The following is a 23,345-nucleotide window of genomic DNA, read 5'->3' on the forward strand; positions in this document are numbered from 1 at the left end:
GTGGGCCGTGCGGACGGCACGGGCCGCCTCGGGGTGCGGACCGTACCGGCCCGGCGGTCGGGTCACCGTCGGGTCGGTGTTCGGGTGGGCTGTCGGACCGGATACCGCCCGACCCCGCCCACCCTACCGGCCGAAACGCGGACGGGGCGGCGGCACCGCGGCCGGCGGCACCGCGACCCCGCCCGGATCAGGCCTGCCGGCCCGCGTTCTCCTTGGCCTTGCGGCGCCACGCGGTGAGCACCCGCTCGGTGTAGCCGTTCGGTTCCTCACGACCGGTGAACACCAGCTCCAGCGCGGCCTGGAACGACTCGCTCGCCTCCAGGTCGTCGCTCATCGGCCGGTAGCCGGGCTCGCGGGCGTTCTGCTCGTCGACGAAGGCCGCGAGCCGGGCGAACGTCTCCCGGACCGTCTGCTCGTCGACGATGCCGTGCGCGAGCCAGTTGGCGATGAGCTGGCTGGAGATCCGCAGCGTGGCGCGGTCCTCCATGAGCCCGACGCCCTCCAGGTCCGGCACCGTCGAGCACCCGATGCCCAGCCCCACCCAGCGCACGACGTAACCCAGGATCGACTGGGCGTTCGTCTCCAGCTCGTGACGGACGTCGTCGGCCGATGGCCGCCCCGTCGACCCCGGGCCGAGCAGCGGCGGCTCCAGCAGCAGCGCGCGGTCGGTCAGGGGACGCGCCGCGATCTCGCGCTGCCGCTCGCCGACGTCGACGCGCAGGTAGTGCAGCGCGTGCAGGGTCGCGGCGGTGGGCGAGGGCACCCACGCGGTGTCGGCGCCCGCGCGGGGGTGCTCGATCTTGGCCTCGAGCATCTCGCGCATCGCGGCGGGCTTGGCCCACATGCCCTTGCCGATCTGGGCGACGTCGGCGAACCCGGCCCGCAGCGCGACGTCGACGTTGCGGTCCTCGTACGCGCCGAACCACGTCGCCGACCGCATGTCGCCCTTGCGCACCACCGGGCCGCCCGCGAAGCAGGTGTGGATCTCGTCGCCGGTGCGGTCGAGGAAGCCGGTGTTGACGAAGATCACCCGGTCCTGGGCGGCGGCGATGCACGCCTCCAGGTTGACCGACGTCCGCTTCTCCTCGTCCATGACGCCGACCTTGAGCGTCCGCTCGGGCAGCCCCAGCGCGCGCTCGACCGCCGCGAACATCTCGACGGTCAGGGCCACCTCGGCCGAGCCGTGCTGCTTCGGCTTCACGACGTAGACGCTGCCGGTGCGGGAGTTGCGGTGCGGCCCGAGGCCGCGCAGGTCGTGCAGCGCCGCGGTGGCCGCGACGAGCAGGTCGAGCAGCCCCTCGACGACCTGGTCCCCGGCGGCGGTGCGCACGGCGTCGGTCGTCATGTGGTGGCCGACGACGCGCACCAGCATCACCGACCGTCCCGGCAGGGTGACCGTCGAACCGTCGGGCGCGGTGTGGTCGCGGTCGGGCTCGGCGCGCCGGGTGACGGTCTGGCCGCCCTTCTCGAAGCTGGCGACCAGGTTCCCGGTCATCAGGCCGAGCCACGTGCGGTAGGCGCTCGCCTTGTCCTCGCCGTCGACGGTCGCGACGGAGTCCTCGAGGTCGACGATCGTCGTGACCGCCGACTCCAGCACCACGTCGGCGACGCCCGCGTGATGACCGCGCCCGACGCGGTGTGCCCGGTCGATCCGGAGCTCGACGTGTAACCCGTTGCGGCGCAACAGGACTGCTGTCGGCTCGGCCGCGTCGCCGCGGTGCCCGGCGAACCCGGCCGGATCGGCCAGCGCGGGGACGAGCGCGCCGTCGGCGACCGTGTACGCGTCGACGTCGGCGTGCGAGCCGTCGGCCAGCGGGAACAGCTCGTCGAGCAGGCGGTCGGCCTCGGCGATGACCTGGGCGCCGCGCCGCTCGTCATACCCGGGCGCGAGCTCGTGGTCCAGCGGCAGCACGTCGGTCCCGTAGAGCGCGTCGTACAGCGAACCCCAGCGGGCGTTGGCGGCGTTGAGCGCGTAGCGCGGCACCGTCGCCGGCACGACGAGCTGGGCGCCCGCCACCTCGGCGATCTCCGGGTCGACGTTCGTCACCGTGAGCCGAGGCTGCGCCTCCGGTTCCAGGTAGCCGATGTCGGTGAGGAAGCGCGCGTACGCGTCCCTGGTCGCGCCGGTGACCGGGCCCGGGTGCTCGGCGTGCCAGCCGTCGATCCGGGCCTGCAGCGCGTCGCGGCGCTCCAGCACCTCACGCACGCGCGGCGCGAAGTCGGCCTGGAGCTCGGCGAGCGCGGACCAGAACCGCGCCGGGGTGATGTCGTCGAGACCGGCCAACAGCTCCTCGGTCACGAACCTGTCCAGTGCGGGGTCGACCTGCAGGCCCGCGTCCTGCGCCCCGGCCGTCCGGCCGGTGTCGCGAGCGGTCGGTGTTGCGGCCATGGGTCCGCCCTTCTGTCGCCACGTCCAGTTCGTCGTCGACAACTCGTCGTCAACGGGTCTAACAATGGATTCCAGCTTCCGCAACGCGGAAGTTTCGCGATCCCTTTCCCGGTGTGAGTTCGGGCACTGCACGCCCGGTTCAGCAGTGTGGCCCCGCGCGGGCGATCGCGCTCGTGCGGTGACGGCACGTGGTCGCGGCGGGCGTTACCGTGGCGTTCCGACGGTCCCGACGGGGGCCGCCGGGCGGCGATCGGACGCGAGGAGGCCCCATGGCGCTCGACGATGCGGCGCGGGCCGCGCTGGCCCGGGCGGTCGGCGTGGAGAACGTCGTCGACGACCCGGTCGGGCGCCGCGCGTACGAGTGCGACGGGCTCACCGGGTACCGCGTCGTCCCCGATCTCGTGGTGCTCCCCCGCGACGCGGCGGCCGTCGCCGCCGCCGTGCGGGCCTGCGCCGAGCACCGGGTGCCGTTCGTCGCCCGTGGGGCCGGGACGGGGCTGTCCGGCGGTGCGCTGCCGGTCGCCGACGGCGTCGTCATCTCGCTGTCGCGGCTCAAGCGGGTACTCGACGTCGATCCCGTCGACCGGCGCGCGGTCGTCGAGCCCGGCGTGACGAACCTGGAGATCACCGCGGCCGCCGCGGCGCACGGCCTCTACTACGCCCCCGACCCGTCCAGCCAGCAGGTGTGCACGATCGGCGGCAACGTCGCCGAGAACTCCGGCGGCGCGCACTGCCTCAAGTACGGGTTCACCAGCAACCACGTGCTGGCGATGGAGGTCGTGCTCCCCGACGGCTCGGTCGTGACGCTCGGCGGCGACTCCGCCGAGCAGGCGGGTCCCGACCTGCGTGGGGTCTTCCTCGGGTCGGAGGGCACGCTCGGCATCGCGACGTCGATCACCGTGCGGCTGCTGCGGGTCCCCGAGACGGTCCGCACGCTGCTCGCCGACTTCCCGTCCGTCGCCGCGGCGGGCGACGTCGTGAGCGACATCGTCGCCGCCGGGATCGTGCCCGCCGCCGTCGAGATGATGGACACGCTCGCGATCGAGGCCGCCGAGGAGGCCGTGCACGCCGGCTACACGGTCGGCGTGCCCGCGGCGCTCGTCGTCGAGCTCGACGGGCCCGCCGAGGAGTGCGACGTGCAGTTCGAGCAGGTCAAGGCGATCTGCGACCGGCACGGCTGCACCCGGCTGCACATCGCGGGCTCGGGCGAGGAGAGGGCCGCGATCTGGCGGGGGCGCAAGGCCGCGTTCGCCGCGGTCGGCCGCATCTCCCCCGACTACTTCGTGCAGGACGGCGTCGTCCCGCGGACCCGGCTCACCGAGGTGCTGGCCCGGATCGCGGACATGGGCGAGCAGGCCGGGCTGCGCGTCGCCAACGTGTTCCACGCGGGCGACGGCAACCTGCACCCGCTGGTGCTCTACAACGCCGCCGCGGGCGAGACCGAGCGCGCCGAGCGCCTCTCCGGCTCCATCGCGGAGCTGTGCGTCGAGCTCGGCGGGGCGCTGTCGGGCGAGCACGGCATCGGTACGGACAAGGCGTGCTCGATGCCGCGGATGTTCGGCGAGGAGGACCTGGCGACGATGGGCCGCGTGCGCGCCGCGTTCGACCCCGACGGCATCTGCAACCCCGGCAAGGTCCTGCCGACGCCGCGGCTGTGCGGGGAACGGCCCGGGAAGTACCGGCCGCACCCCCTGGAGGAGTCGGGCCTGATCGACCGTCTCTGACCGTCCCGTTCGCTCCGACCGTCTCGTTCGAAGGACTTGCCCCGATGACGCGCGCGACCCCCACCACGGTCCGCCCCACCGATCTCGCCGCGCTGCGCGCCGCCGTCCTCGACTCCGCCGGGCCGCTGGCCGTCGCGGGCGCGGGCACGGCCGCCGCGTGGGCGGGCGACCTGCAGCACGTCGACACCGTCGTCGACGTCAGCGGGCTCTCCGGGATCGTCGTCCACAACCCCGGCGACATGACCGTGGCCGTGAAGGCCGGCACCCCGCTGCGCGACCTCGCCGCCGAGCTCGCGGGCCACGGCCAGCAGGTCTCGTTCGACGCCGCCCGCGTGGCCCGCGGCGCGACCGTCGGCGGGCTCGTCGCCACGGCCGACGCCGGGCCCGGCGCACTGGTCCACGGCACGCTGCGCGACCTGGTCATCGGCATGACGATCGTGCTGGCCGACGGGACCGTGGCGCGCACCGGCGGGCACGTCATCAAGAACGTGAGCGGCTACGACCTGGCCAAGCTCGTGCACGGGTCGTACGGGACGCTCGCGATCGTCGCCGAGGTCGTGCTGCGGCTGCACCCCGTGCCCGCGGCGTCGGCGACCGTCGTGCTGGACTGCCCGCTCGACGAGGCCGTCGCACACGCCGCGCGGGTGCTCGCGCGACCGCTGGAACCCGCGGCGCTGGAGTGGTGCTCGGCGGGCTCGGGCCCGGCGACCTCCGACGGCCGGCTGCTCGCCCGGATCGAGGGCACCGCCGCGGCGCTGCCGGCCCGGGTCGAGCGGCTCGTCGACACGCTCGGGCCCGGTGCCGCCGAGGCCGACGCCGGCGAGTGGGAGGCCCACGCGTCGACCGTCCGCGGCCGTCCCGGCCAGGCGGTCCTGCGGATCGGGGCACGGCCGTCGCGGATCGGCGGGATCGTCGGCGCGCTCCCGGGTGCCGACGGCCCCGGCGCCGGCGTCACGGTCGGGCTCGGGACGGGCGTCGCGACGGTCGCGCTGCCCGCCGACGCCGACGCCGTCGAGTCGGCACACCTCGCGGTGCACGCCGCCGGTGGGACGTCGGTGCTGCGCGACCGGCCCGCCGGCTTCGGCGGCCCGGCCTGGGGTCCGCCGCCGTCGGCGATCGCGATGCTGCGCAGCGTCAAACGTGCCTTCGACCCCGACGGCCGGCTCGGTCCGGGCCGCTTCGCCCCCTGGCCACTGGAGAACTCCCGATGACGTCCACCCCGGCCGGTTCGGCCGACACCAACCTGCCGCGCACGGGCCCCAGCGCGTTCGACGAGCAGCGCCCGCCGCAGCGCGAGCTGCTCGACGACTGCGTGCACTGCGGGTTCTGCCTGCCGACCTGCCCGACCTACCAGCTCTGGGGCGAGGAGATGGACTCCCCGCGCGGGCGCATCTACCTGATGGACCTCGCCGAGAAGGGCGACATCGCGCTCGAGGGCTCGTTCGCGACGCACATCGACCGCTGCCTGGGCTGCATGGCCTGCGTGACCGCGTGCCCCTCGGGGGTCCAGTACGACCGGCTGCTCGAGTCGGTGCGCCCGCAGGTCGAGCGCAACGTCCCACGGGACCGCGACGACAAGCTCTTCCGCGACGCCGTCTTCGCGCTCTTCCCCTACAAGCGCCGGCTGCGCGCCGCCGCCCTGCCGGGTGCCCTCTACCAGCGGCTCGCCCGCGTCCCGGCCGTCCGCAAGCTCGTCGACGGCGGTACGCAACGGTTGCGCGGCACCCGGTTCTCCCGCCTCGCGGCGCTGGAGTCGCTGCTGCCGCCGGTGACGGTGAAGGACGCGTTCGCCACCCTGCCCGCGGTCACCCCGGCCGTCGGCGAGCGCCGCGCCCGCGTCGCCCTCCTGTCGGGCTGCGTGCAGGACGTGTTCTTCCACCGCGTCAACGAGGCCACCGTCCGCGTCCTCGCCGCCGAGGGTGCCGACGTCATCGTCCCCCGCGACCAGCAGTGCTGCGGGGCGCTGGAGCTGCACGCCGGGCGCGAGCCCGCCGCGCTGGCCCGCGCCCGCCGCACCATCGAGACCTTCGAGCGGCTGCTCGCCTCCGGGGTCGACCACGTGGTCACCAACGTCGCCGGGTGCGGGTCGTCGATGAAGGAGTACGGGCACCTGCTGGCCGACGACCCGGCGTGGGCCTCGCGCGCGCGGACGTTCTCCGACTCCGTGCGCGACGTCCACGAGGTCCTCGCCGAGCTCCTCGCCGACGAGCCCCGGGCCCCGCGGCACCCCGTCCAGGCGCGCGTCGCTTACCACGACGCCTGCCACCTCGGGCACGCCCAGGGCGTCCGCGTCCAGCCGCGCGACGTGCTGCGCAGCGTCCCCGGCGTCGAGGTCGTCGACATCCCCGAGGCCGCGCTGTGCTGCGGATCCGCGGGGATCTACAACATGGTCATGCCGGACGCCGCCGACGAGCTGGGTGCCCGCAAGGCCGCCAACGTGCGGTCGGTGCGGCCCGACGTCGTCGTCACCGCGAACCCGGGCTGCCTGCTGCAGATGGGCAAGCACCTCGACGGCGCGGTCCCGTTGCTGCACCCCGTCCAGCTGCTCGACGCGAGCATCCGCGGGGTCCCGCTGCCCCGCCGCTGACGTCACCCCCGCGCACCCGGCGCCGACGTCGCACCCGGACGCCGAGCGCAACCCCACGGTCGCCCCGCGCGCCCGGGACAGCAGCGAGGTTGCGCACCCCGGCCCGAGCGCAACCCCACCGTCGCCCCAAGCGCCGAGGAGAGCGGTGAGGTTGCGCCCGGGTGGGGGCACGGACCGGCGCTCCTGCGGGCGGGGGCGCGCGTGGGGCCCTACGGTCGGCGGGTGCCCGCCACGAGACCGGACCTCGCCGCGCAGCTGCTCGCCCAGCTCGACTGGCACTGGACGAACCTGGTGCGGCCCAGGCTGGCGGGGCTGACCGACGACGAGTACCTGTGGGAGCCCGCGCCGAACTGCTGGAACGTCCGCCGGCGCGACCCCGCGGCGCAGGCGCCCCAGCCCGGCTCGGGGCCGTGGACCGTCGACTTCGAGTTCCCCGAGCCCGATCCGCCGCCCGTCACCACGATCGGCTGGCGGCTGGCGCACGTCATCGTCGGGGTGTTCGGGATGCGCGTCGCGAGCCACTTCGGGGGCCCGCCGATCGGGTACGACGACTTCCCGTACGCCGGCACCGCCGACGAGGCGCTCGCACAGCTCGACGACGTCCACGCGGGCTGGTCGGCCGGTGTCGGCGGGCTCGACGACGCGGCGCTGGCGCGCCCCGTCGGACCGGCCGAGGGAATGTGGGCCGAGCACACGATGTCGGAGCTGGTGCTGCACATCAACCGCGAGGCGATCCACCACGCCGCGGAGGTCCTGCTGCTGCGCGACCTGTACCGGTCGCGGCGCGAGGGCGGCGGCCGGCGCGCGCGGTAGGGTCCGCGGCACCGGGAAGCAGCGGCAGGAGTGTGGTGCGGGTGGCGGTCGGCGCCGCAGCGAACGACCCCGCGCCGCGCCGTGGCGGGGCCAAGCTGCGGGCGCTGGAGTACGTCAAGGACCGCATCCTCACCGGTGACTTCCGCGGCGGCGAGCTGATCAGCGAGGGCGAGGTCGCGGCCGCACTGGGCATGTCGCGCACGCCGGTCCGGGAGGCCTTCCTGCGGCTGGAGGCCGAGGGGCTGCTGCGGCTCTACCCGCAGCGCGGGGCGCTGGTCGTCCCGGTCTCGCCCGAGGAGGTCCGGGCGGTGATGGAGGCCCGGCTGGTCATCGAGCACTTCGCCGCCCGCGCGGTCTGCCGACGCGACGCGACCGCCCGCGCCGAGGTCGTCACCGCCCTCGGCGTCCAGCTCGACCGGCAGCGCGCCGCGGGCGCCGACCTGCGCGGGTTCCTCGACGCGGACCGCGCCTTCCACACCGTGATCGTCGAGGCCGCGGGCAACCCGATCCTGGCCGACGTCTACTCGTCGCTGCGTGACAGGCAGCTGCGGATGATCGGGGAGTCCGCGGTCCGCGACCCGAGGCGGACGGCGACGATCGTCACCGAGCACGAGCGCATCGCGGCCGCGGTCGGGCACGGCGACGCCGACGCGCTGCTCGACGGCGTCCGCGCGCACCTCTCGGGCACCGTCATGGCACTGGGCCTTTCCCCCGACCCGACGCTCCTGACCGCCGACTGACCGGGCCCCGTTGCGCGGGAGCGCGCCCCGAGGTGCCCGCACAGCCCTCGCGCGTCGCCGCGACGGCCCCTCGTCACCAGGGTCTTGTCCACCGCACGACCGTCCGGCTACCGTCGCACACAACTTGTATCTCAGTTGTGCACGAGCAGGAGGCTCGATGGACCGCGTGGCACTGCAGGCGGAGCTGGTCGCCGCACTGGGCGCGGACGCCGTGCTCACCGACCCGGTCTCGCTGCGCGCCTACGAGTGCGACGGCCTGACCGGCTACCGGGTGGTCCCGGCGTGCGTCGTGCTCCCGCGCGACACCGCCCAGGTCGCCGCCGCGGTCCGGGTCTGCGCCCGCAACGGGGTGCCGTTCGTCGCGCGCGGCGCGGGCACCGGCCTGTCGGGCGGGGCGCTGCCGGTGGCCGACGGTGTGGTGATCTCCCTGCAGCGGCTGCGCGCGGTCGTCTCGGTGGACCCGGTGAACCGGCGGGCCGTCGTCGAACCGGGCGTGACGAACCTCGACATCAGCAGAGCCGTTGCGGCGCACGGGCTCTACTTCGCCCCTGACCCGTCGAGCCAGCAGGTGTGCACGATCGGCGGCAACGTCGCCGAGAACTCGGGAGGGGCGCACTGCCTCAAGTACGGGTTCACGGTGCACCACATCCACGAGATCGAGGTCGTGCTGCCCGACGGGACCGTGACGACGCTCGGCGGGCCCGCGCCGCACCAGGGCGGGTACGACCTGCTCGGGGCGTTCATCGGGTCGGAGGGCACGCTCGGGATCGTCACCCGGATCACCGTCAAGCTGCTGCCCAGGCCCGCGGCGGTGCAGACGCTCGTCGCGGACTTCCCGTCGGTCGAGCAGGCGGGCGACACCGTCACCGCGATCGTCGCGGCCGGGATCGTGCCGGCGGCGGTGGAGATGATGGACGCGCTGGCCATCGAGGCCGTGGAGGCCGCGGTGTCGGCGGGCTACTCGCGCGACACGGCGGCCGCGCTGATCGTCGAGCTCGACGGCCCGCCCGCCGAGGTCACCGCGCAGTTCGCCGAGGTCGAACGGCTCTGCCACGAGCACGGCACGACGAAGGTGCACGTCGCGCCGACCCCCGAGGCGCGCGCCGCGGTGTGGAAGGGGCGCAAGGCGGCGTTCGCGGCCGTCGGCCGGATCAGCCCGAACTACTTCGTCCAGGACGGCGTCGTCCCGCGCACACGCCTCGCCGAGGCGCTCACCCGGATCGGTGAGCTGGCCGACGAGGCGGGCCTGCGCGTCGCGAACGTGTTCCACGCCGGGGACGGCAACCTGCACCCGCTGGTCCTCTACAGCGAGGCGCGCGGCGAGCACGAGCGCGCCGAGCACCTGTCGTCGTCGATCGCAGAGCTGTGCGTCGACCTCGGCGGGTCGCTCTCGGGCGAGCACGGCATCGGCACCGACAAGGCGTGCTCGATGCCGCGCCAGTACGACGACGCCGACCTCGCGACGATGACGCTGCTGCGCAGGGCTTTCGACCCCGACGACGTCTGCAACCCCGGCAAGCTGCTGCCCACCCCTCGGCTGTGCGGCGAGCGTCCCGGCCCCCATCGTCCGCACCCGCTGGAGGCGGCGGGCCTCATCGAGCGGATCTGACCGATGCCCACGACCCGGTTCACCCCGTCCGACGTCGACGAGCTGCGAGCCGTCCTCGCCGACACCACCGCCTCGCACCCGCGGCTGCTCGTCGAGGGCGCCGGCACGGCCGCGACCACCGGAGGCAGGCCCGACCCGGCGGACGCCGTCGTCGACACCACCGGGCTGTCCGGCGTGCTGCGCTACAACCCGGCCGACATGACCGTCGCCGTCCGCGCCGGCACCCCGTTGACGCAGGTCCAGGCCGAGCTGGCGGGGCAGCGCGTCGCGTTCGACCCGGCCCGCGGCCGCCGTGGCGCCACCGTCGGCGGGCTGCTCGCCACGGCCGACGGCGGTCCCGCCCGTCAGCAGTTCGGGGTGCTGCGCGACCTCGTCATCGGGGCGACGGTCGTGCTCGCCGACGGCACCGTCGCGCACTCCGGCGGGCACGTCATCAAGAACGTCGCAGGCTACGACCTCGCCAAGCTGTTCCACGGCTCGCTCGGCACGCTGGGCGTCGTCGCGGAGGTCGTGCTGCGGCTGCACCCGCTGCCGCGGCACGTCGTCACCGTCGCGGTCCCGGGCCCGGCCGAGGAGGCCACCCGCACCGGCACGGACCTGCTGGGCCGCGGCATCGAGCCGGCCGCGCTGGAGTGGACGCCGGACTCCGGGCTGCTGGTGCGGCTCGAGGGCACCGAGGAGGGGGTCCTGGCACGGGCCGGGGCCGTCGAGGCGGTCGGCGGCACCATCCTGTCCGACGACGCGCAGGCCGCGGCGTGGGCCGGCGTCGACGCCGTCGCCGACCCCGCGGCGCCCGGGACGACGGTGCTGCGCGCCGGCACGCTGCCCTCGGACGGGCCGGGATTCGTCGCCACGCTGGCCGCCGCGGCCGCGCGGGCCGGGGCCGACCTGGCCGTCAGCAGCGGCGTCGGCACCGGTGTGCACACCGTCGCGCTCACCGGGGGCGACCACGCCGCCGTCCTCGCCGCCGCGCACGCCGCGGCCGGACCCGCGGTCACGGTGTTGCGCCACGACGGGCTCGACCCCGACGCCCCGCTGTGGGGGCCGCCGCCGGCCGCGGTGGCCCTGCTGCGGGCGGTCAAGCAGCGGTTCGACCCGACCGGCCGGTTCGGCGCAGGTCGCCTCTCCCCCTGGCTCGCCCCCGTCCGTGACGTCCCCGCCACCGAAGGAGTCCCCGCGTGAGCACGTCGTTCGACGCCCGCCGCCCGCCGCAGCGCGAGGTCCTCGACGACTGCGTGCACTGCGGCTTCTGCCTGCCGACCTGCCCGACCTACGCCGTGACGGGCACCGAGACGGAGTCCCCACGCGGGCGCATCTACCTCATGGACCTGGCCGCGCAGGGCACGATCGGGGTCGACGAGGCCTTCGGCGAGCACATCGACTCCTGCCTCGGCTGCCTCGCGTGCGTGACGGCGTGCCCGTCGGGTGTGCAGTACGACCGGCTGATCGAGTCGGTCCGCCCGCAGGTCGAGCGCAACGTCACGCGCAGCCGGGCCGACCGGCTGTTTCGCGGGCTCGTCTTCGCGCTGTTCCCGTACCCGAACCGGCTGCGGGTGGCCGCGCTCGGCGGTCTGGTCTACCAACGGTCGGGGCTGCGCGCGCTCGTGCGCCGGCTCGGGCTGCTCGACCGGCTGCCCGCGCGGCTGCGCGCGCTGGAGTCGCTGCTGCCGCCGGTCACCGTGCGCGCGTTGCTGGCCCGGACCCCGGAGCGGACGCGGCCGCCGGGCGCGGCGCGGTTGCGCGTCGGGCTGCTGGCCGGCTGCGCGCAGCGGGTCTTCTTCGGCGACGTCAACGCCGCCACCGTGCGCGTGCTCGCCGCCGAGGGCTGCGACGTGCTCGTCCCCCGCGACGTGCAGTGCTGCGGCGCCCTGTCCGTGCACGCCGGGCGCGAGGACGAGGGCCTGGCCCGGGCACGGGCGACGATCGAGATGTTCGAGCGGTACCGGCTCGACGTCGTCGTCGCCAACGTCGCCGGGTGCGGGTCGACGCTCAAGGAGTACGGCGCGCTGCTCGCCGACGATCCCGCCTGGGCCGAGCGCGCGGCCGCGTTCAGCGCCACGGTCCGCGACGTGACCGAGCTGCTGGCCGAGCTCACCCCGCAGGCCCCGCGACACCCCGTCGCGGCGCGCGTCGCCTACCACGACGCCTGCCACCTCGCCAACGCCCAGCGCGTCCGCGAGCAGCCCCGCGCGGTGCTGCGCGCCATCCCCGGCCTGCAGCTGCAGGACGTCGCCGAGGCCGAGCTGTGCTGCGGATCGGCGGGCATCTACAACCTCGTGCAGCCCGTGACGGCCGAGGAGCTGGGGCAGCGCAAGGCGGCGAACCTGGAGGCCGTCGCACCGGACGTCGTCGTGACGGCGAACGCGGGCTGCCTGCTGCAGATCCGCCGCTTCCTCGACGCCGGCATCCCGGTGCTGCACCCGGTGCAGCTGGTCGACGCGTCGATCCGGGGCTGCGACCCCGTGTGAGTGGCGCCCTCGGCCGGTGGAACGCCACCCACGAGGTCACCCGGCGAAGTGGTCCCAGCCGGCGGCGCCCTCGTGCGGGGCGCCGTCGACGAGGACCGCGGCGTCCCCCTCGGTCACCCCGCCGATCACCGTCCAGCCCTCGGGGACGGCACCGGGCGGGAAGGTCGCCGCGAGCGCGTGGTCCTCACCGCCGGTCAGCAGCCATTCGAGCGGGTCCACACCCAGCGCGGACGCGACCTCGACGAGCCGCGGCGGGACGACCAGCGCCGACGTGGACACGTCGACGGTCACGCCGGACGCGGCGGCGAGGTGCCCGAGATCGGCGAGCAGCCCGTCGGACACGTCGATCATCGACGTCGCGCCCGCCCGCGCCGCCTGCGGTCCGGCGGCGTAGGGCGGCTCCGGAACCCGGTGCGCCCCGACGACCGCGACCGGCGACCGGAACCCGCGGTGCAGCACGTCGAGCCCCGCCGCGGCCCAGCCGATCCGCCCGCACAGCGCGACGACGTCGCCCGGCTTCGCGCCCGCCCGCGTCACCGGCGGACGGCCCTCCAGCGAGCCCAACGCCGTCACCGACAGCACGATCGCGGGCCCGGCGGCCACGTCCCCGCCGACGACCCCCGCGCCCGCCGACGACGCCTCCGCCCACAGCCCGGACGCGATGCCCTCCAACGTCTCCACCGGCGTGTCGCGGGGACAGGCGAGCCCGACGAGCAGCGCCGTCGGGACCGCGCCCATCGCCGCCACGTCGGCCAGGTTGGCCGCGGCGGCCTTGCGCCCCACGTCGTCCGGCGCCGACCAGTCCAGCCGGAAGTGCACGCCCTCGACCAGGACGTCTGTGCAGGCGACGACCCGGCCGTCCCGCGCCTCGACCACCGCGGCGTCGTCGCCCGGCCCGAGCAGCGTGGTACCGGGCTGCACCCGGTCCGCGGTCACGCGCCGTATCAGGCCGAACTCGCCGACGTCGCGAAGTGTGTTCATCGCCTCGGTTCCCTCTGACGGGGAGGCCGACGATGTGGGCACTGCGGCTACCTCCGGTACGGTTTGACTTCCGACTTTCCAGCCCGACACGACCCGTCGCGCCCGTGCGGCGCGGCTGCGCTGCCCGGCAGCGCGCACCCGAGAGGAGCACGCCGTGGTTCAGGCCTTCATCCTGGTCCAGACCGAGGTCGGCAAGGCGGCCTCCGTGGCGAGCGCCATCGCCGGCATCCCCGGGGTGGTGTCGGCGGAGGACGTCACGGGACCGTACGACGTGATCGTCCGCGCGGAGGCCGAGGACGTCGACCTGCTCGGCCAGCTCGTCGTCGCCCAGGTCCAGGGCGTCAGCGGCATCACCCGCACGCTGACCTGCCCGGTCGTCAAGCTGGGCTGAGCGTCGTGCGGCAGGCGGGGACCGACGTCCGGACACCGCGCTCGCCCGCGGTCGTCGTGGCCGTGGCGCTGCCGGTGCTGCTGGCCGTCGCGGTCGCCGTCCTCGCGATCGTCAACCGGGACGCCGGCAAGCCCCCACCCCCCACGACGGACACCACCCCGCTCGCCGCGGCTCCCGTCGACGCCCCCGACGCGAGCGGCCCGCAGTGCACGGCCCTGCTCGCCGCGCTGCCCGCGACCCTCCCCGGCGGCGACGGCCAACTGGCCACGCGGCCGCTGGCCGACCCCGCCCCGGCGGGGGTGCGCGCCTGGGCGGCACCGTCGCGCCCCGTCGTCCTGCGCTGCGGGCTCCCCCGGCCCGCGGAGCTGACGCCGACCTCGGCGCTCGTCGTCGTCGACGGGGTGAGCTGGCTGCAGCTCCCCGACGACGTCCCCGATCCCGTGCAGTCCAGCTGGGTGGCGGTCGACCGCCCGACCTACGTCGCCGTGACGACGCCCGCGACGGCCGGCAGCGGTCCCCTGCAGGCGATCTCGGACGCGATCACCGCGACGATGCCCGCCACGCCGATCGCCGTCCGCTGACGGCGCTGGCCCGCGGCTCAGCGCAGCCCGGTGCCGCGGGCCAGCGCGGTGTCGACGAGCGTGGCGAGCAGGGTCGGGTAGTCGACACCGGTCTCGGCCCACATCCGCGGGTACATCGAGATCGGGGTGAACCCCGGCATCGTGTTGACCTCGTTGACGACGGGCGCGCCGTCGTCGCCGACGAAGAAGTCCACCCGCGCGAGGCCCTGGCAGTCCAGCGCCCGGAACGCGGCCACCGCCTGGTCGCGCACCCGCTCGGTGACGTCGTCGTCGAGCTTGGCGGGGATGTCGAACTCGCACGCGTCGTCGAGGTACTTGGCGTCGAAGTCGTAGAACTCCGCCGACCCGGACACGAGCCGGATCTCCGCGGGCAGGCTCGCCCGCACGGTGCCGTCGGGGTACTCGAGGACGCCGCACTCGACCTCACGACCGACGATCGCGGCCTCGACGAGCACCTTGGGGTCGTGCACGCGGGCGGCCGCGACGGCCTCGTCGAGCCGGTCCCAGGAGGTGACGCGGGTGATCCCGACCGACGACCCGGCGCGCGCGGGCTTGACGAACACCGGCAGCCCGAGGCGTTCCTGCTGCGCCGCGGTCAGCGACTGCGTGCCCGGCCGCAGCACCACCAGCGACCCGACCGCGAGCCCCTCGGCGGCCAGGAGCTTCTTGGTGAACTCCTTGTCCATGCCCGCGGCGCTCGCGAGCACGCCGGACCCGACGTAGGGCAGCCCGGCCATCTCGAACAGCCCCTGGATCGTGCCGTCCTCGCCGAAGGGTCCGTGGAGCACGGGGAAGACGACGTCGACACCGGAGAACACCTCGCCCGCCCGGTCGCGGTCGAGGCGGACGAGGCCGCCGCGGGTCGGGTCGCCGGGCAGGGCGAGCGCGGCGCCGGTCCCGTCGACGACGGGCAGGGTGCGGCCGTCGATGCGCAGTCGGGCGGGGTCGTCGGTGCCGAGCACCCAGGCGCCGTCCGGCGTGATGCCGACGGGCACCACGTCGAACCGGTCGCGGTCGAGGTGGGCGAGCACGCTGCCCGCCGACACGCACGAGATGGTGTGTTCGGAGCTGCGGCCACCGAACACCACCGCGACCCTGGTCCTGCGCTCACCCATGAGGGACGAGCGTAGGGCTACCCGCGCACGACCTCGGTCACCGCCTCCAGCGCCGCCGGGTCCTCCATCGCCGACGTGTCGCCGGTCGGCCCGCCGTGCACGACGACGTCGCGCAGCAGCCGGCGCATCGTCTTGCCGGTGCGGGTCTTCGGCATGGCCGGGGTGACGTAGACGCGGTCGGGCCGGGCGTACCCGCCCATCTCCCCGGCGACGAGGGCGCGGATCCGGTCGGCCACCCCGTCGTCCGAGGACGAACGCAGCGTCACGAACGCGATCGGCACCGTCCCCTTCGTCTCCTCCGGCACCCCGACGACGGCGGCCTCCACGACGTCGGGGTCCGACGTCACGACGGCCTCGATCTCCATCGTCGAGATGCGGTGCCCGGCGACGTTGATGACGTCGTCGGCGCGGCCGAGCACCCAGATGTGCCCGTCGTGGTCGAGGACGGCCTCGTCGTTGGTGGCGTAGCTGCCCGGGAACTTCGCGAAGTAGGTGTCCAGGTAGCGCTGGTGGTCGCCCCACACCGTGCGGCACAACGTCGGGAACGGGCCGGTCAGCACGAGGTTGCCCTTGACGCCCGGGGGCACGGGCTCACCGGAGTCGTCGACGATCGCGAACGTGTGCCCGGGCACCGGCGTCCCGGCGGAGCCGGCCTTGAGCGGGTCGACGCCGTAGACGGGGTAGGTCCAGGTCGAGCCGGTCTCGGTCTGGCCGTAGGCGTTGATCACGGGCACGTCGAAGGTGTCGGTGGCCCAGGCGAAGGTGTCGCCGTCGAGCGGCTCGCCCTGCGCGGTGATCAGCTTCAGCCCGGGCAGCGGGTGGGCCGCGGCGAGGTCGTCGCCGAACTTGCGCAGCATCCGGATCAGCGTCGGCGCCGCCAGGATCTTGGTGACGGCGTGCCGCTCGCAGATCTCGTAGAACCGCGCGGGGGTCGGGGTGTCGAGCGCGCCCTCGAAGCAGGCGACGGTCATCCCGCACGCCAGGCCCCCGACGACGGCCTGGATCGGGAAGGTCAGCCAGCCGACGTCGGCGGCGACCCAGTAGACGTCGCCGTCCTCGCGGCCGACCTGCCAGTGCGCGTTGGCCCAGGACCCGAGCAGGAAACCGCCGACCGAGTGCACCACGCCCTTGGGCCGCGACTCGGTGCCGGAGGTGAAGATCAGGAACGACGGGGCGTTGGGGTCCAGCGGGACGGCGGGAGCCCCGCCCGCGCCGGCGGCGAGCACGTCGGCGTAGGAGCGCTCCCCCTCCCGCAGCGCGACGCCGTCGCCGGTCCGGTCGACGACCACGGTCGCCCGGACGCTCGGGCACCTCGTGAGGGCCGAGCGCAACGTCGACAGCAACTGCACCCGGCGCCCCCGCCGGTACGACGCGTCCGCCACGACGACCACCGCCGCCCGCGCCGCCTGCAGCCGCGACGCGACCGCCTCCTCGCCGAACCCCGAGAACAGCACCGTGTAGACGGCGCCGATCCGGTTGCAGGCGTGGATGGTCGTGAACGCCTCGACGAGGTTGGGCATGTAGACGGCGACGACGTCGCCCTCCCCGACGCCGAGGTCGAGCAGCCCGGCCGCGAGCCGGGAGACCTCGTCGGCGAGCTCGGCGTAGGTGACGGTGCGGACCTCGCCCGGCTCGCCCTCCCACACGATCGCGGCACGGTCGGCCGTCGCGGGGTCCTCGGTCCAGCGGTCGACGCAGTTGTCCGCGACGTTGATCAGGCCGCCCTCGAAATACCGGAAATCGGAGACGCCGCCCGTCCGGACGGTGTCCCACTCCCGGGTCCACCGCTGCTGGCGCGCGACCCATTCCCAGTAGTCGTCGGGCTCGAGCGCACGGGCCTTCGCCAGCGACTCCACGCGGTCGGCCACCGTCCACCCCGGAGGGAGCGGTCGCAGCGGGGTGTCGAGCAGCTGCGCGAGGCTGTCGTCGGACATCGTCGTCCTCCTGGTCTCTATCCCGCCATCCCGCGGGTCAGGATCTCGAGCTGAATCTCGTCGGTGCCACCGCCGATGCGCAGGATGCGGGCGTCGCGGTAGTGCCGGGCCACGGGCGACTCCTCGACGAACCCGGCGCCGCCGAAGAGCTGCACGGCGTCGTCGACGATCCGGTTGGCGGCCACTGCGGCGAGGTACTTGGCGCGGGCCACGGACCGCCCGGCCTCGGGGTGCCCGGAGTCGAGCCGGGCGGCGGCCTGGTGGGTGACCAGCCGGGCGGCGTCGAGCTCGATCTCCATGAGCGCGAGGCGGTGCCGGATCGTCTGCAGGTGGGTGAGCGGCGCGCCGAACGCCTCCCGCTCCCGGGTGTACCCGAGCGCGAGGTCCAGGCACTCCTGCGCGTGCCCGAGACCCATGGCCGCCAACGCGATCCGCTCGAGCTGGAAGCCCTCCATGATCTGGTAGAAGCCGCGGTCGACGGCCCCGACCACGGCGTCGGACGGGACCCGGACCCCGTCGAGGACGACCTCGCGGGTGTCCGAGGAGTGCCAGCCCATCTTCGGCAGCGGCCTGCTGAACGACAGGCCCGGCGTCCCCGCGGGCACCTCGAACAGGGTGACGCCGCGCCGACCCGGCTCGCCGGTGCGGGCCGCGACGACGAGCACGTCGGCGATGCCGGCGTTGGTGATGAACATCTTGCGGCCGTCCAGGACCCAGCCGTCGTCGGCGGGGCGGGCGGTCGACCGGATGCGCGCGACATCCGATCCCGTGTCCGGCTCGGTCACCGCGATCGCGGCCACCGCCTCGCCCGAGGCGATCGCCGCGAGCCAGCGGTCCTGCTGCGCGGGCGAGCCGTAGCGCACCAGGTGCGTCCCGGCCATGTAGGCGCTGACCAGCGCGGTGACGGCGAGCCCGCCGCTCGCGCGGGCGATCTCCTCGGCGAAGATCGCGACGGCCAGCGCGTCGCCGTCGGAGCCGCCGAATTCGGGCGGGGTGACCAGGCCGAGCATCCCGGCGTCGCCCAACGGCTTCCACAGCTCCGCCGGGAACGTGCCGGCGGCCTCGGCGGCGTCGACGGCCGGGCGCACCACCTTGTCGACGAACCCGCGGCACACGTCGCGGAACTCGCGGTGCTCGTCGTCGAGCTCCCAGGACATCGTCGGCACCCCCGAGGAAGATCGTCGGTCGATCGGACAGTACGACGTCCGAGGCCGCGGCGCGCGGTCCTGTCCGGATCACCCGTGTCGCACGGTTCGGACCGTTCCGCTCGGGGACACGGCCGCGCCGGGTCCGAGCCACCCGGCCGGGGCGCGCCTGCGGACCCGGGCCGCGCGGCCGCGGCGCCGAACGTCCGTCGCGGCCCGCGGCCCGCGCGATCTACGGTGCGGGGGACACTGGAGGCGCGATGACCGGCATCCCCCCGCGGTCGGGCCGGGTCCCCCGACCTGCGGTGCTCGTCGTCGACATGGTGCGCGCCTACACCGAGCCCGACGGGCCGTTCGCCCTGCCCGACCCCGGCCCCGCGCTCGCCGGGTGCGGCGCGCTGGTCGACGCCGCACGCACGGGCGGGCATCCCGTCGTGTGGGCGGTCGTGCGGTACCCGGCGGACCTCGCCGACGGCGGCCTGTTCGTCCGCAAGGTGCCCGCGCGCGCCGTGTTCGCCGAGGGCGCCACGGGCGACTGGGGCGCGATCGCGCCGCCGCTGACGCCGGTGCCGGGTGAGACGGTCGTGGTGAGGCGGTACGCGTCGGCGTTCCTCGGCACCACCCTCGCACCGGCGCTGGCGACCGCGGGGGTGGCCACGCTCGTCGTGTGCGGGGTGCCGACGTCGGGCTGCGTCCGCGCGTCCGCCGCCGACGCGCGCGCCGCCGGCTTCCGGCCGCTGGTGGTGCGGGACGCGTGCACCGACCGGACCGTCGGGCTGCACGAGGGGAACCTCGCCGACATCGCCGCCACCTGCGCCGACGTGGTCGATCTCGGCGAGGCGCTCGCCCGTTTGTCCGGATGAGGGCTTCCGTCGCGCCCGGGCCCGCAGGCAGGATCGGCGGGTGAGCGCCTCCTCGTCCACCCCGCCGTCGCACGTCCCGCCGTCGCAGGTCCCGCCGTCGCAGGTCCCGCTGTCGTCCACCCCTCGCAGCACGCTCGGCAGGCTGTCCGAGCGCGCCCGGACCGACCGCGCCGACCTCTACGCCGTCCTCGACGCCGGGCTCGTCTGCCATCTCGGGATCGTGCTCGACGGCGCGCCCGTCGTGCTCCCGACGGGCTACGGGCGCGACGGCGACACCCTCTACCTGCACGGCTCCACCGGTGCCTCGACGCTGCGCGCGGCGGCGACCGGTATCCCGGTGTGCGTGACGGTCACCCACCTCGACGGGGTCGTCTACGCCCGCTCGGTGTTCCACCACTCGATGAACTACCGCAGCGCGGTCGTGCACGGCACGGCGCGGCTGGTCACCGACGAGCAGCAGCGGCTGGACGGGCTGCGGGCGCTCGTCGAACAGCTGGCGCCCGGGTCGTGGACCCACGCCCGGCTCCCCGACCGCAAGGAGCTGGCCGCGACCACCGTGCTCGCCCTCGACCTCGCCGAGGCCAGCGTCAAGGTGCGCACCGGTCCGCCGGGTGACGACGCCGAGGACGTCGCGAACCCCGCGTACTGGGCCGGGGTGCTGCCGGTGCGCATGGTCTGGGGCGAGGCCGAGCCCGCGCCCGACCTCGCGCCCGGCACCCCGACCCCCGACCACGTCTCCGCGCGGCCACGACCGGGGGTCCACGCTGCTCACGAGGGGTGACGGGACGTCGGGACGGCTCCCGTAACCTCGGCGCGCGTGAGCAGTGCCGACTCCCCGTACCCGCCCGCCGAGCGGCTCGACCTCGTCGAGCGCCTCCACGGCCACGACGTCGCGGACCCCTACCGCTGGCTGGAGGACCCGGCCGATCCGCGGACCGTCGCATGGTCGGCGGCGCAGGACCAGCTCACCGCCGCCTGGCTGACGGCGCTGCCGGGTCGCGACGCGCTCGCGACGCGGCTGCGCGGGCTGCTCGACGCCGGCTCGGTGTCCGCGCCGCTCTGGCGCGCCGGGCGCGCCTTCCTCGTGCGCCGCTCGCCCGGCCAGGAACACGCCGTCGTGCTCGTGCGCGAGCCCGGCCCCGACGGCACGACCGTCGAGCGGGTCCTGCTCGACCCCGTCGCGCTCGACCCCGACGGGCTGACGACGCTCGACGCCTGGGTGCCCGACCTCGAGGGCCGGCGGCTCGCCTACCAGGTCTCGCGTGGCGGTGACGAGAACTCGGTCCTGCACGTCATGGACGTCGCGAGCGGGGAACTCGTCGAGAAGCCGATCGACCGGTGCCGCTACGCCGACGTCGCGTGGCTGCCCGGCGGTGAGGAGATCGTCTTCGTGCGCAAGGTCGCCGACGACGACGTGCCGGCCGGCGAGGAGAACCTGCACCGGCGCATCTGGCGGCACCGCATCGGCACCGACACCTCGACCGACGTGCTGCTCGATGGCCCCGGGCTCTACGAGGGGCACAGCTACTACGGCGTGCGGGTCTCGCGCGACGGGCGCTGGCTCGTCGTCACCGCGAACGTCGGGACCGCGCGCCGCGACAGCGTGTGGATCGCCTCCCTCGACGGCAGGGGTACCGGCGAGCTCGTCCCGCTCCTCACCCAGGACGACGACGTGCAGGCCGTGCCGTGGGTCGAGCGCGACGGGCTGCTCTACGTCCTCACGACCGACGGCGCCCCGCGCTGGCGGCTGTGCGTCACCGAGCCCGAACGGCCGCAGCGCGAGCACTGGCGCGAGCTGGTGCCCGAGGACCCGGAGTCGGTGCTGGAGGCGGTCCGACGGCTCGAACCCGCACCCGACGACCCCGGCGGCGAGCCGCTGCTCGTGCTCGCCCGCGCCCGGCACGCGGTCGCGGAGCTGGCCCTGCACGCCCTCGACGGCACCCCGCGCGGGACCGTCCCGCTGCCCGGCACCGGCTCGGTGTCCGGGCTGACCGTCGCCGACCGCGACACCCCTGCCGAGCACGGCAGGCTGTGGATCGGCTGGACCGACCTCGTCACGCCCTACCAGGTGCAGCGCTACGACCGCGCCACCGGCCGGACCGTGCTCGCCGAGGCCGCGCCCGGCGAGGTCGACGTCCCCGACGTGCACACCGAGCAGGTCGAGTTCGCCTCCGCCGACGGCACGACCGTCCGCATGTTCGTCATCCGGCCGGCCGACGCACCCGCCGGGCCGGTCCCGACGCTGGTCACCGGCTACGGAGGCTTCGGCATCACCCGCGAGCCCGCCTACACCCCGACCGCGCTGACCTGGGTCGCGGCGGGCGGCGTCTACGCGCTGGTGTCGCTGCGCGGGGGCGGCGAGGAGGGCGAGGCCTGGCACCTCGCCGGGAACCGCGCGAACAAGCAGAACGTGTTCGACGACCTGCACTCGGCCTGCGAGCGGCTCGTCGCCGACGGCGTCACCAGTCCCGACCGGCTCGCGATCACCGGCGGGTCCAACGGCGGCCTGCTCGTCGGCGCCGCGCTCACCCAGCGGCCCGACCTGTACCGGGCCGTGGTCTGCTCGGCGCCGCTGCTGGACATGGTCCGCTACGAGGAGTTCTCGCTGGGCCGCACGTGGAACGACGAGTACGGCACCGCCGCCGACCCCACCGAGCTCGGCTGGCTGCTGTCCTACTCGCCCTACCACCACGTCCACACCGGCACGACGTACCCGGCCGTGCTGTTCACCGTCTTCGAGTCCGACACCCGGGTCGACCCGCTGCACGCCCGCAAGATGTGCGCCGCGCTGCAGCACGCCACCGCGGGCGACCCCGACACCCGCCCGGTGCTCATCCGTCGCGAGACCGACGTCGGCCACGCGGGCCGCTCGATCTCGCGCACCGTCGCGCTCGCCGTCGACCAGCTCGCGTTCCTCGCGGCCCACACCGGACTGGAGCTGACGTGACCGCCACCGCCGCCCTCGCCGAGGGTCTGCTCCCCGACCAGCCGATCTGCGCCGCGGACCCGGGGACGTGGTGCGCCCGCTTCTACCAGTGGACCCACAGCGACTTCCTCGCCGCGTCGGCCGACGTGATCGTGTCCAAGACCTTCTCGATCCTGCTGATCGTCCTGGTCGCGCTCCTGTCGCGCTGGCTGCTGCACCGGGCCATCCGCCGGCTGATCGACAACGCCGTCGACAACCGCTTCTCACGCGCGATCGCCCGCCGGTCCCCGCGGCGGCAGCGCAACGGCTCGGTCGAGGCGGTGACGGCCCGCCGGTCCCAGCGGGCCAAGACGATCGGGTCGGTGCTGCGGTCGATCACGTCGGCCGTCGTGCTGCTGATCGCCTCGATCATGATCCTCGCGGAGTTCAACGTCGCGCTCGGCCCGATCCTGGCCTCCGCCGGGATCGTCGGCGTGGCGGTCGGGTTCGGCGCGCAGAACCTGGTGCGCGACTTCCTCTCCGGGATGTTCATGCTCCTCGAGGACCAGTACGGGGTGGGTGACGTCGTCGACGTCGGGGACGCCGTCGGCACCGTGGAGACGGTCGGTCTGCGGATCACGACGATCCGCGACGTCAAGGGCACGCTGTGGTACGTCCGCAACGGCGAGATCGTCCGCGTCGGCAACATGACGCAGGGCTACGCCGTCGCGGTCGTCGACCTGCCGCTCGCGCACACCGCCGACACCGACGAGGTCACCGAGCTCGTCACGCGGGTGTCCACGGAGCGGCTGGCGCAGGACGACGTCAAGGACGACGTGCTCCAGCCCGTGCAGGTGCTGGGCGTCGACAAGGTGACGGCCGAGGGCATGGTCCTGCGACTGACGGCCAAGGTGAGTCCCGGGCGGCAGTTCGTCGTGCAGCGGGCACTCAACGCGGCCATCACCAGCGCGCTCGACGACGCCAAGATCCCCCGCCCGGTCGTCTACCCGGCCGCCGCGGACACGTCGAAGGCGGCCATCTCCGGTCCGGGCGGCGGTACGACGTGACCGTTCGGTCCCGGGGCCCGGTGCCGCGAGGCC

General features: G+C 75.0%; 19 protein-coding genes. 14 read left to right on the plus strand and 5 right to left on the minus strand.

Going from position 1 to position 23,345, the window contains the following annotated elements; genetic code table 11:
- Positions 1-187 precede the first annotated feature (187 nt).
- A complete protein-coding gene (locus PSED_RS24055; RefSeq protein WP_013676840.1) occupies positions 188-2,389 on the minus strand; it encodes a malate synthase G in 2,202 nt (733 codons plus the stop codon).
- 269 nt (positions 2,390-2,658) lie between these two features.
- Between PSED_RS24055 and PSED_RS24060 the strand changes: the two genes are divergently transcribed.
- The 8 genes from PSED_RS24060 to PSED_RS24095 all read left to right on the plus strand — a co-directional run bounded on the left by PSED_RS24060 (position 2,659) and on the right by PSED_RS24095 (position 12,330).
- Complete coding sequence (locus tag PSED_RS24060) at positions 2,659-4,113, plus strand: FAD-linked oxidase C-terminal domain-containing protein (protein ID WP_013676841.1); 1,455 nt, start codon at positions 2,659-2,661, stop codon at positions 4,111-4,113.
- Positions 4,114-4,157: 44 nt separating this feature from the next.
- Complete coding sequence (locus tag PSED_RS24065) at positions 4,158-5,324, plus strand: FAD-binding oxidoreductase (RefSeq protein WP_013676842.1); 1,167 nt, start codon at positions 4,158-4,160, stop codon at positions 5,322-5,324.
- Positions 5,321-6,700: a (Fe-S)-binding protein gene (locus PSED_RS24070; RefSeq protein ID WP_013676843.1), complete on the plus strand. Its 1,380-nt coding sequence runs from the start codon at positions 5,321-5,323 to the stop codon at positions 6,698-6,700. Before PSED_RS24065 ends, PSED_RS24070 begins: the two co-directional genes overlap by 4 nt.
- Positions 6,701-6,922: 222 nt before the next feature.
- Positions 6,923-7,513 (plus strand): DinB family protein, encoded by a 591-nt coding sequence (locus tag PSED_RS24075; protein ID WP_041759985.1) that lies wholly within the window; start codon positions 6,923-6,925, stop codon positions 7,511-7,513.
- A 35-nt stretch (positions 7,514-7,548) separates the two neighbouring features.
- A complete protein-coding gene (locus tag PSED_RS24080) occupies positions 7,549-8,253 on the plus strand; it encodes a GntR family transcriptional regulator (RefSeq protein WP_233899137.1) in 705 nt (234 codons plus the stop codon).
- A gap of 157 nt (positions 8,254-8,410) precedes the next feature.
- Positions 8,411-9,862 carry an FAD-binding oxidoreductase gene (locus PSED_RS24085; protein ID WP_013676846.1) on the plus strand — a complete coding sequence of 484 codons (1,452 nt, stop codon included), beginning with the start codon at positions 8,411-8,413 and terminating at the stop codon, positions 9,860-9,862.
- 3 nt (positions 9,863-9,865) lie between these two features.
- A complete protein-coding gene (locus tag PSED_RS24090) occupies positions 9,866-11,044 on the plus strand; it encodes an FAD-binding oxidoreductase (protein ID WP_013676847.1) in 1,179 nt (392 codons plus the stop codon).
- Positions 11,041-12,330, plus strand: coding sequence for a (Fe-S)-binding protein (locus PSED_RS24095; RefSeq protein WP_013676848.1), 1,290 nt, complete (start codon positions 11,041-11,043; stop codon positions 12,328-12,330). Before PSED_RS24090 ends, PSED_RS24095 begins: the two co-directional genes overlap by 4 nt.
- A gap of 36 nt (positions 12,331-12,366) precedes the next feature.
- Here the strand turns inward: PSED_RS24095 and PSED_RS24100 are convergent, their stop codons facing one another.
- A complete protein-coding gene (locus PSED_RS24100) occupies positions 12,367-13,311 on the minus strand; it encodes a thiamine-phosphate kinase (RefSeq protein ID WP_041759986.1) in 945 nt (314 codons plus the stop codon).
- A gap of 154 nt (positions 13,312-13,465) precedes the next feature.
- On the opposite strand from PSED_RS24100, the gene PSED_RS24105 reads away from it, so the two are divergent.
- A complete protein-coding gene (locus tag PSED_RS24105; RefSeq protein ID WP_013676850.1) occupies positions 13,466-13,702 on the plus strand; it encodes an Lrp/AsnC family transcriptional regulator in 237 nt (78 codons plus the stop codon).
- Positions 13,703-13,707: 5 nt separating this feature from the next.
- On the plus strand, positions 13,708-14,283 hold the full coding sequence (locus PSED_RS24110; RefSeq protein ID WP_013676851.1) for a DUF3515 domain-containing protein: 576 nt from the start codon (positions 13,708-13,710) through the stop codon (positions 14,281-14,283).
- Positions 14,284-14,300: 17 nt separating this feature from the next.
- Here PSED_RS24110 and PSED_RS24115 read toward each other — a convergent pair whose 3' ends face one another.
- From PSED_RS24115 to PSED_RS24125, 3 genes are read right to left on the minus strand one after another with little or no spacing between them, the layout of a single operon-like run.
- Positions 14,301-15,398: a D-alanine--D-alanine ligase family protein gene (locus tag PSED_RS24115; protein WP_013676852.1), complete on the minus strand. Its 1,098-nt coding sequence runs from the start codon at positions 15,396-15,398 to the stop codon at positions 14,301-14,303.
- A gap of 17 nt (positions 15,399-15,415) precedes the next feature.
- Entirely contained in the window at positions 15,416-17,332 is a 1,917-nt protein-coding gene (locus PSED_RS24120) for an AMP-binding protein (RefSeq protein WP_013676853.1), read from the minus strand.
- 17 nt (positions 17,333-17,349) lie between these two features.
- The gene (locus PSED_RS24125) at positions 17,350-18,489 is read right to left on the minus strand and encodes an acyl-CoA dehydrogenase family protein (protein ID WP_013676854.1); all 1,140 of its coding nucleotides are present in this window, start codon (positions 18,487-18,489) and stop codon (positions 17,350-17,352) included.
- A 248-nt stretch (positions 18,490-18,737) separates the two neighbouring features.
- Here PSED_RS24125 and PSED_RS24130 point away from each other — a divergent pair, with 248 nt between their 5' ends.
- From PSED_RS24130 to PSED_RS24145, 4 genes are all read left to right on the plus strand, one after another.
- Complete coding sequence (locus tag PSED_RS24130; RefSeq protein WP_013676855.1) at positions 18,738-19,340, plus strand: isochorismatase family protein; 603 nt, start codon at positions 18,738-18,740, stop codon at positions 19,338-19,340.
- A gap of 109 nt (positions 19,341-19,449) precedes the next feature.
- On the plus strand, positions 19,450-20,121 hold the full coding sequence (locus PSED_RS24135; protein ID WP_041762228.1) for a pyridoxamine 5'-phosphate oxidase family protein: 672 nt from the start codon (positions 19,450-19,452) through the stop codon (positions 20,119-20,121).
- A 36-nt stretch (positions 20,122-20,157) separates the two neighbouring features.
- Complete coding sequence (locus tag PSED_RS24140; RefSeq protein WP_013676857.1) at positions 20,158-22,287, plus strand: prolyl oligopeptidase family serine peptidase; 2,130 nt, start codon at positions 20,158-20,160, stop codon at positions 22,285-22,287.
- Complete coding sequence (locus PSED_RS24145) at positions 22,284-23,312, plus strand: mechanosensitive ion channel family protein (RefSeq protein WP_013676858.1); 1,029 nt, start codon at positions 22,284-22,286, stop codon at positions 23,310-23,312. Before PSED_RS24140 ends, PSED_RS24145 begins: the two co-directional genes overlap by 4 nt.
- Positions 23,313-23,345: the final 33 nt, after the last annotated feature.

This window comes from Pseudonocardia benzenivorans CB1190, assembly GCF_000196675.2.
GTDB classification, from domain to species: domain Bacteria; phylum Actinomycetota; class Actinomycetes; order Mycobacteriales; family Pseudonocardiaceae; genus Pseudonocardia; species Pseudonocardia benzenivorans.

Coding starts and splice junctions, on each gene's coding strand:
- PSED_RS24060 (WP_013676841.1), top strand. CDS start 2,659: ATGGCGCTCGACGATGCGGCGCGGGCCGCGCTGGCCCGGGCGGTCGGC.
- PSED_RS24070 (WP_013676843.1), top strand. CDS start 5,321: ATGACGTCCACCCCGGCCGGTTCGGCCGACACCAACCTGCCGCGCACG.
- PSED_RS24125 (WP_013676854.1), bottom strand. CDS start 18,489: ATGTCCTGGGAGCTCGACGACGAGCACCGCGAGTTCCGCGACGTGTGC.
- PSED_RS24055 (WP_013676840.1), bottom strand. CDS start 2,389: ATGGCCGCAACACCGACCGCTCGCGACACCGGCCGGACGGCCGGGGCG.
- PSED_RS24120 (WP_013676853.1), bottom strand. CDS start 17,332: ATGTCCGACGACAGCCTCGCGCAGCTGCTCGACACCCCGCTGCGACCG.
- PSED_RS24085 (WP_013676846.1), top strand. CDS start 8,411: ATGGACCGCGTGGCACTGCAGGCGGAGCTGGTCGCCGCACTGGGCGCG.
- PSED_RS24090 (WP_013676847.1), top strand. CDS start 9,866: ATGCCCACGACCCGGTTCACCCCGTCCGACGTCGACGAGCTGCGAGCC.
- PSED_RS24115 (WP_013676852.1), bottom strand. CDS start 15,398: ATGGGTGAGCGCAGGACCAGGGTCGCGGTGGTGTTCGGTGGCCGCAGC.
- PSED_RS24065 (WP_013676842.1), top strand. CDS start 4,158: ATGACGCGCGCGACCCCCACCACGGTCCGCCCCACCGATCTCGCCGCG.
- PSED_RS24130 (WP_013676855.1), top strand. CDS start 18,738: ATGACCGGCATCCCCCCGCGGTCGGGCCGGGTCCCCCGACCTGCGGTG.
- PSED_RS24100 (WP_041759986.1), bottom strand. CDS start 13,311: ATGAACACACTTCGCGACGTCGGCGAGTTCGGCCTGATACGGCGCGTG.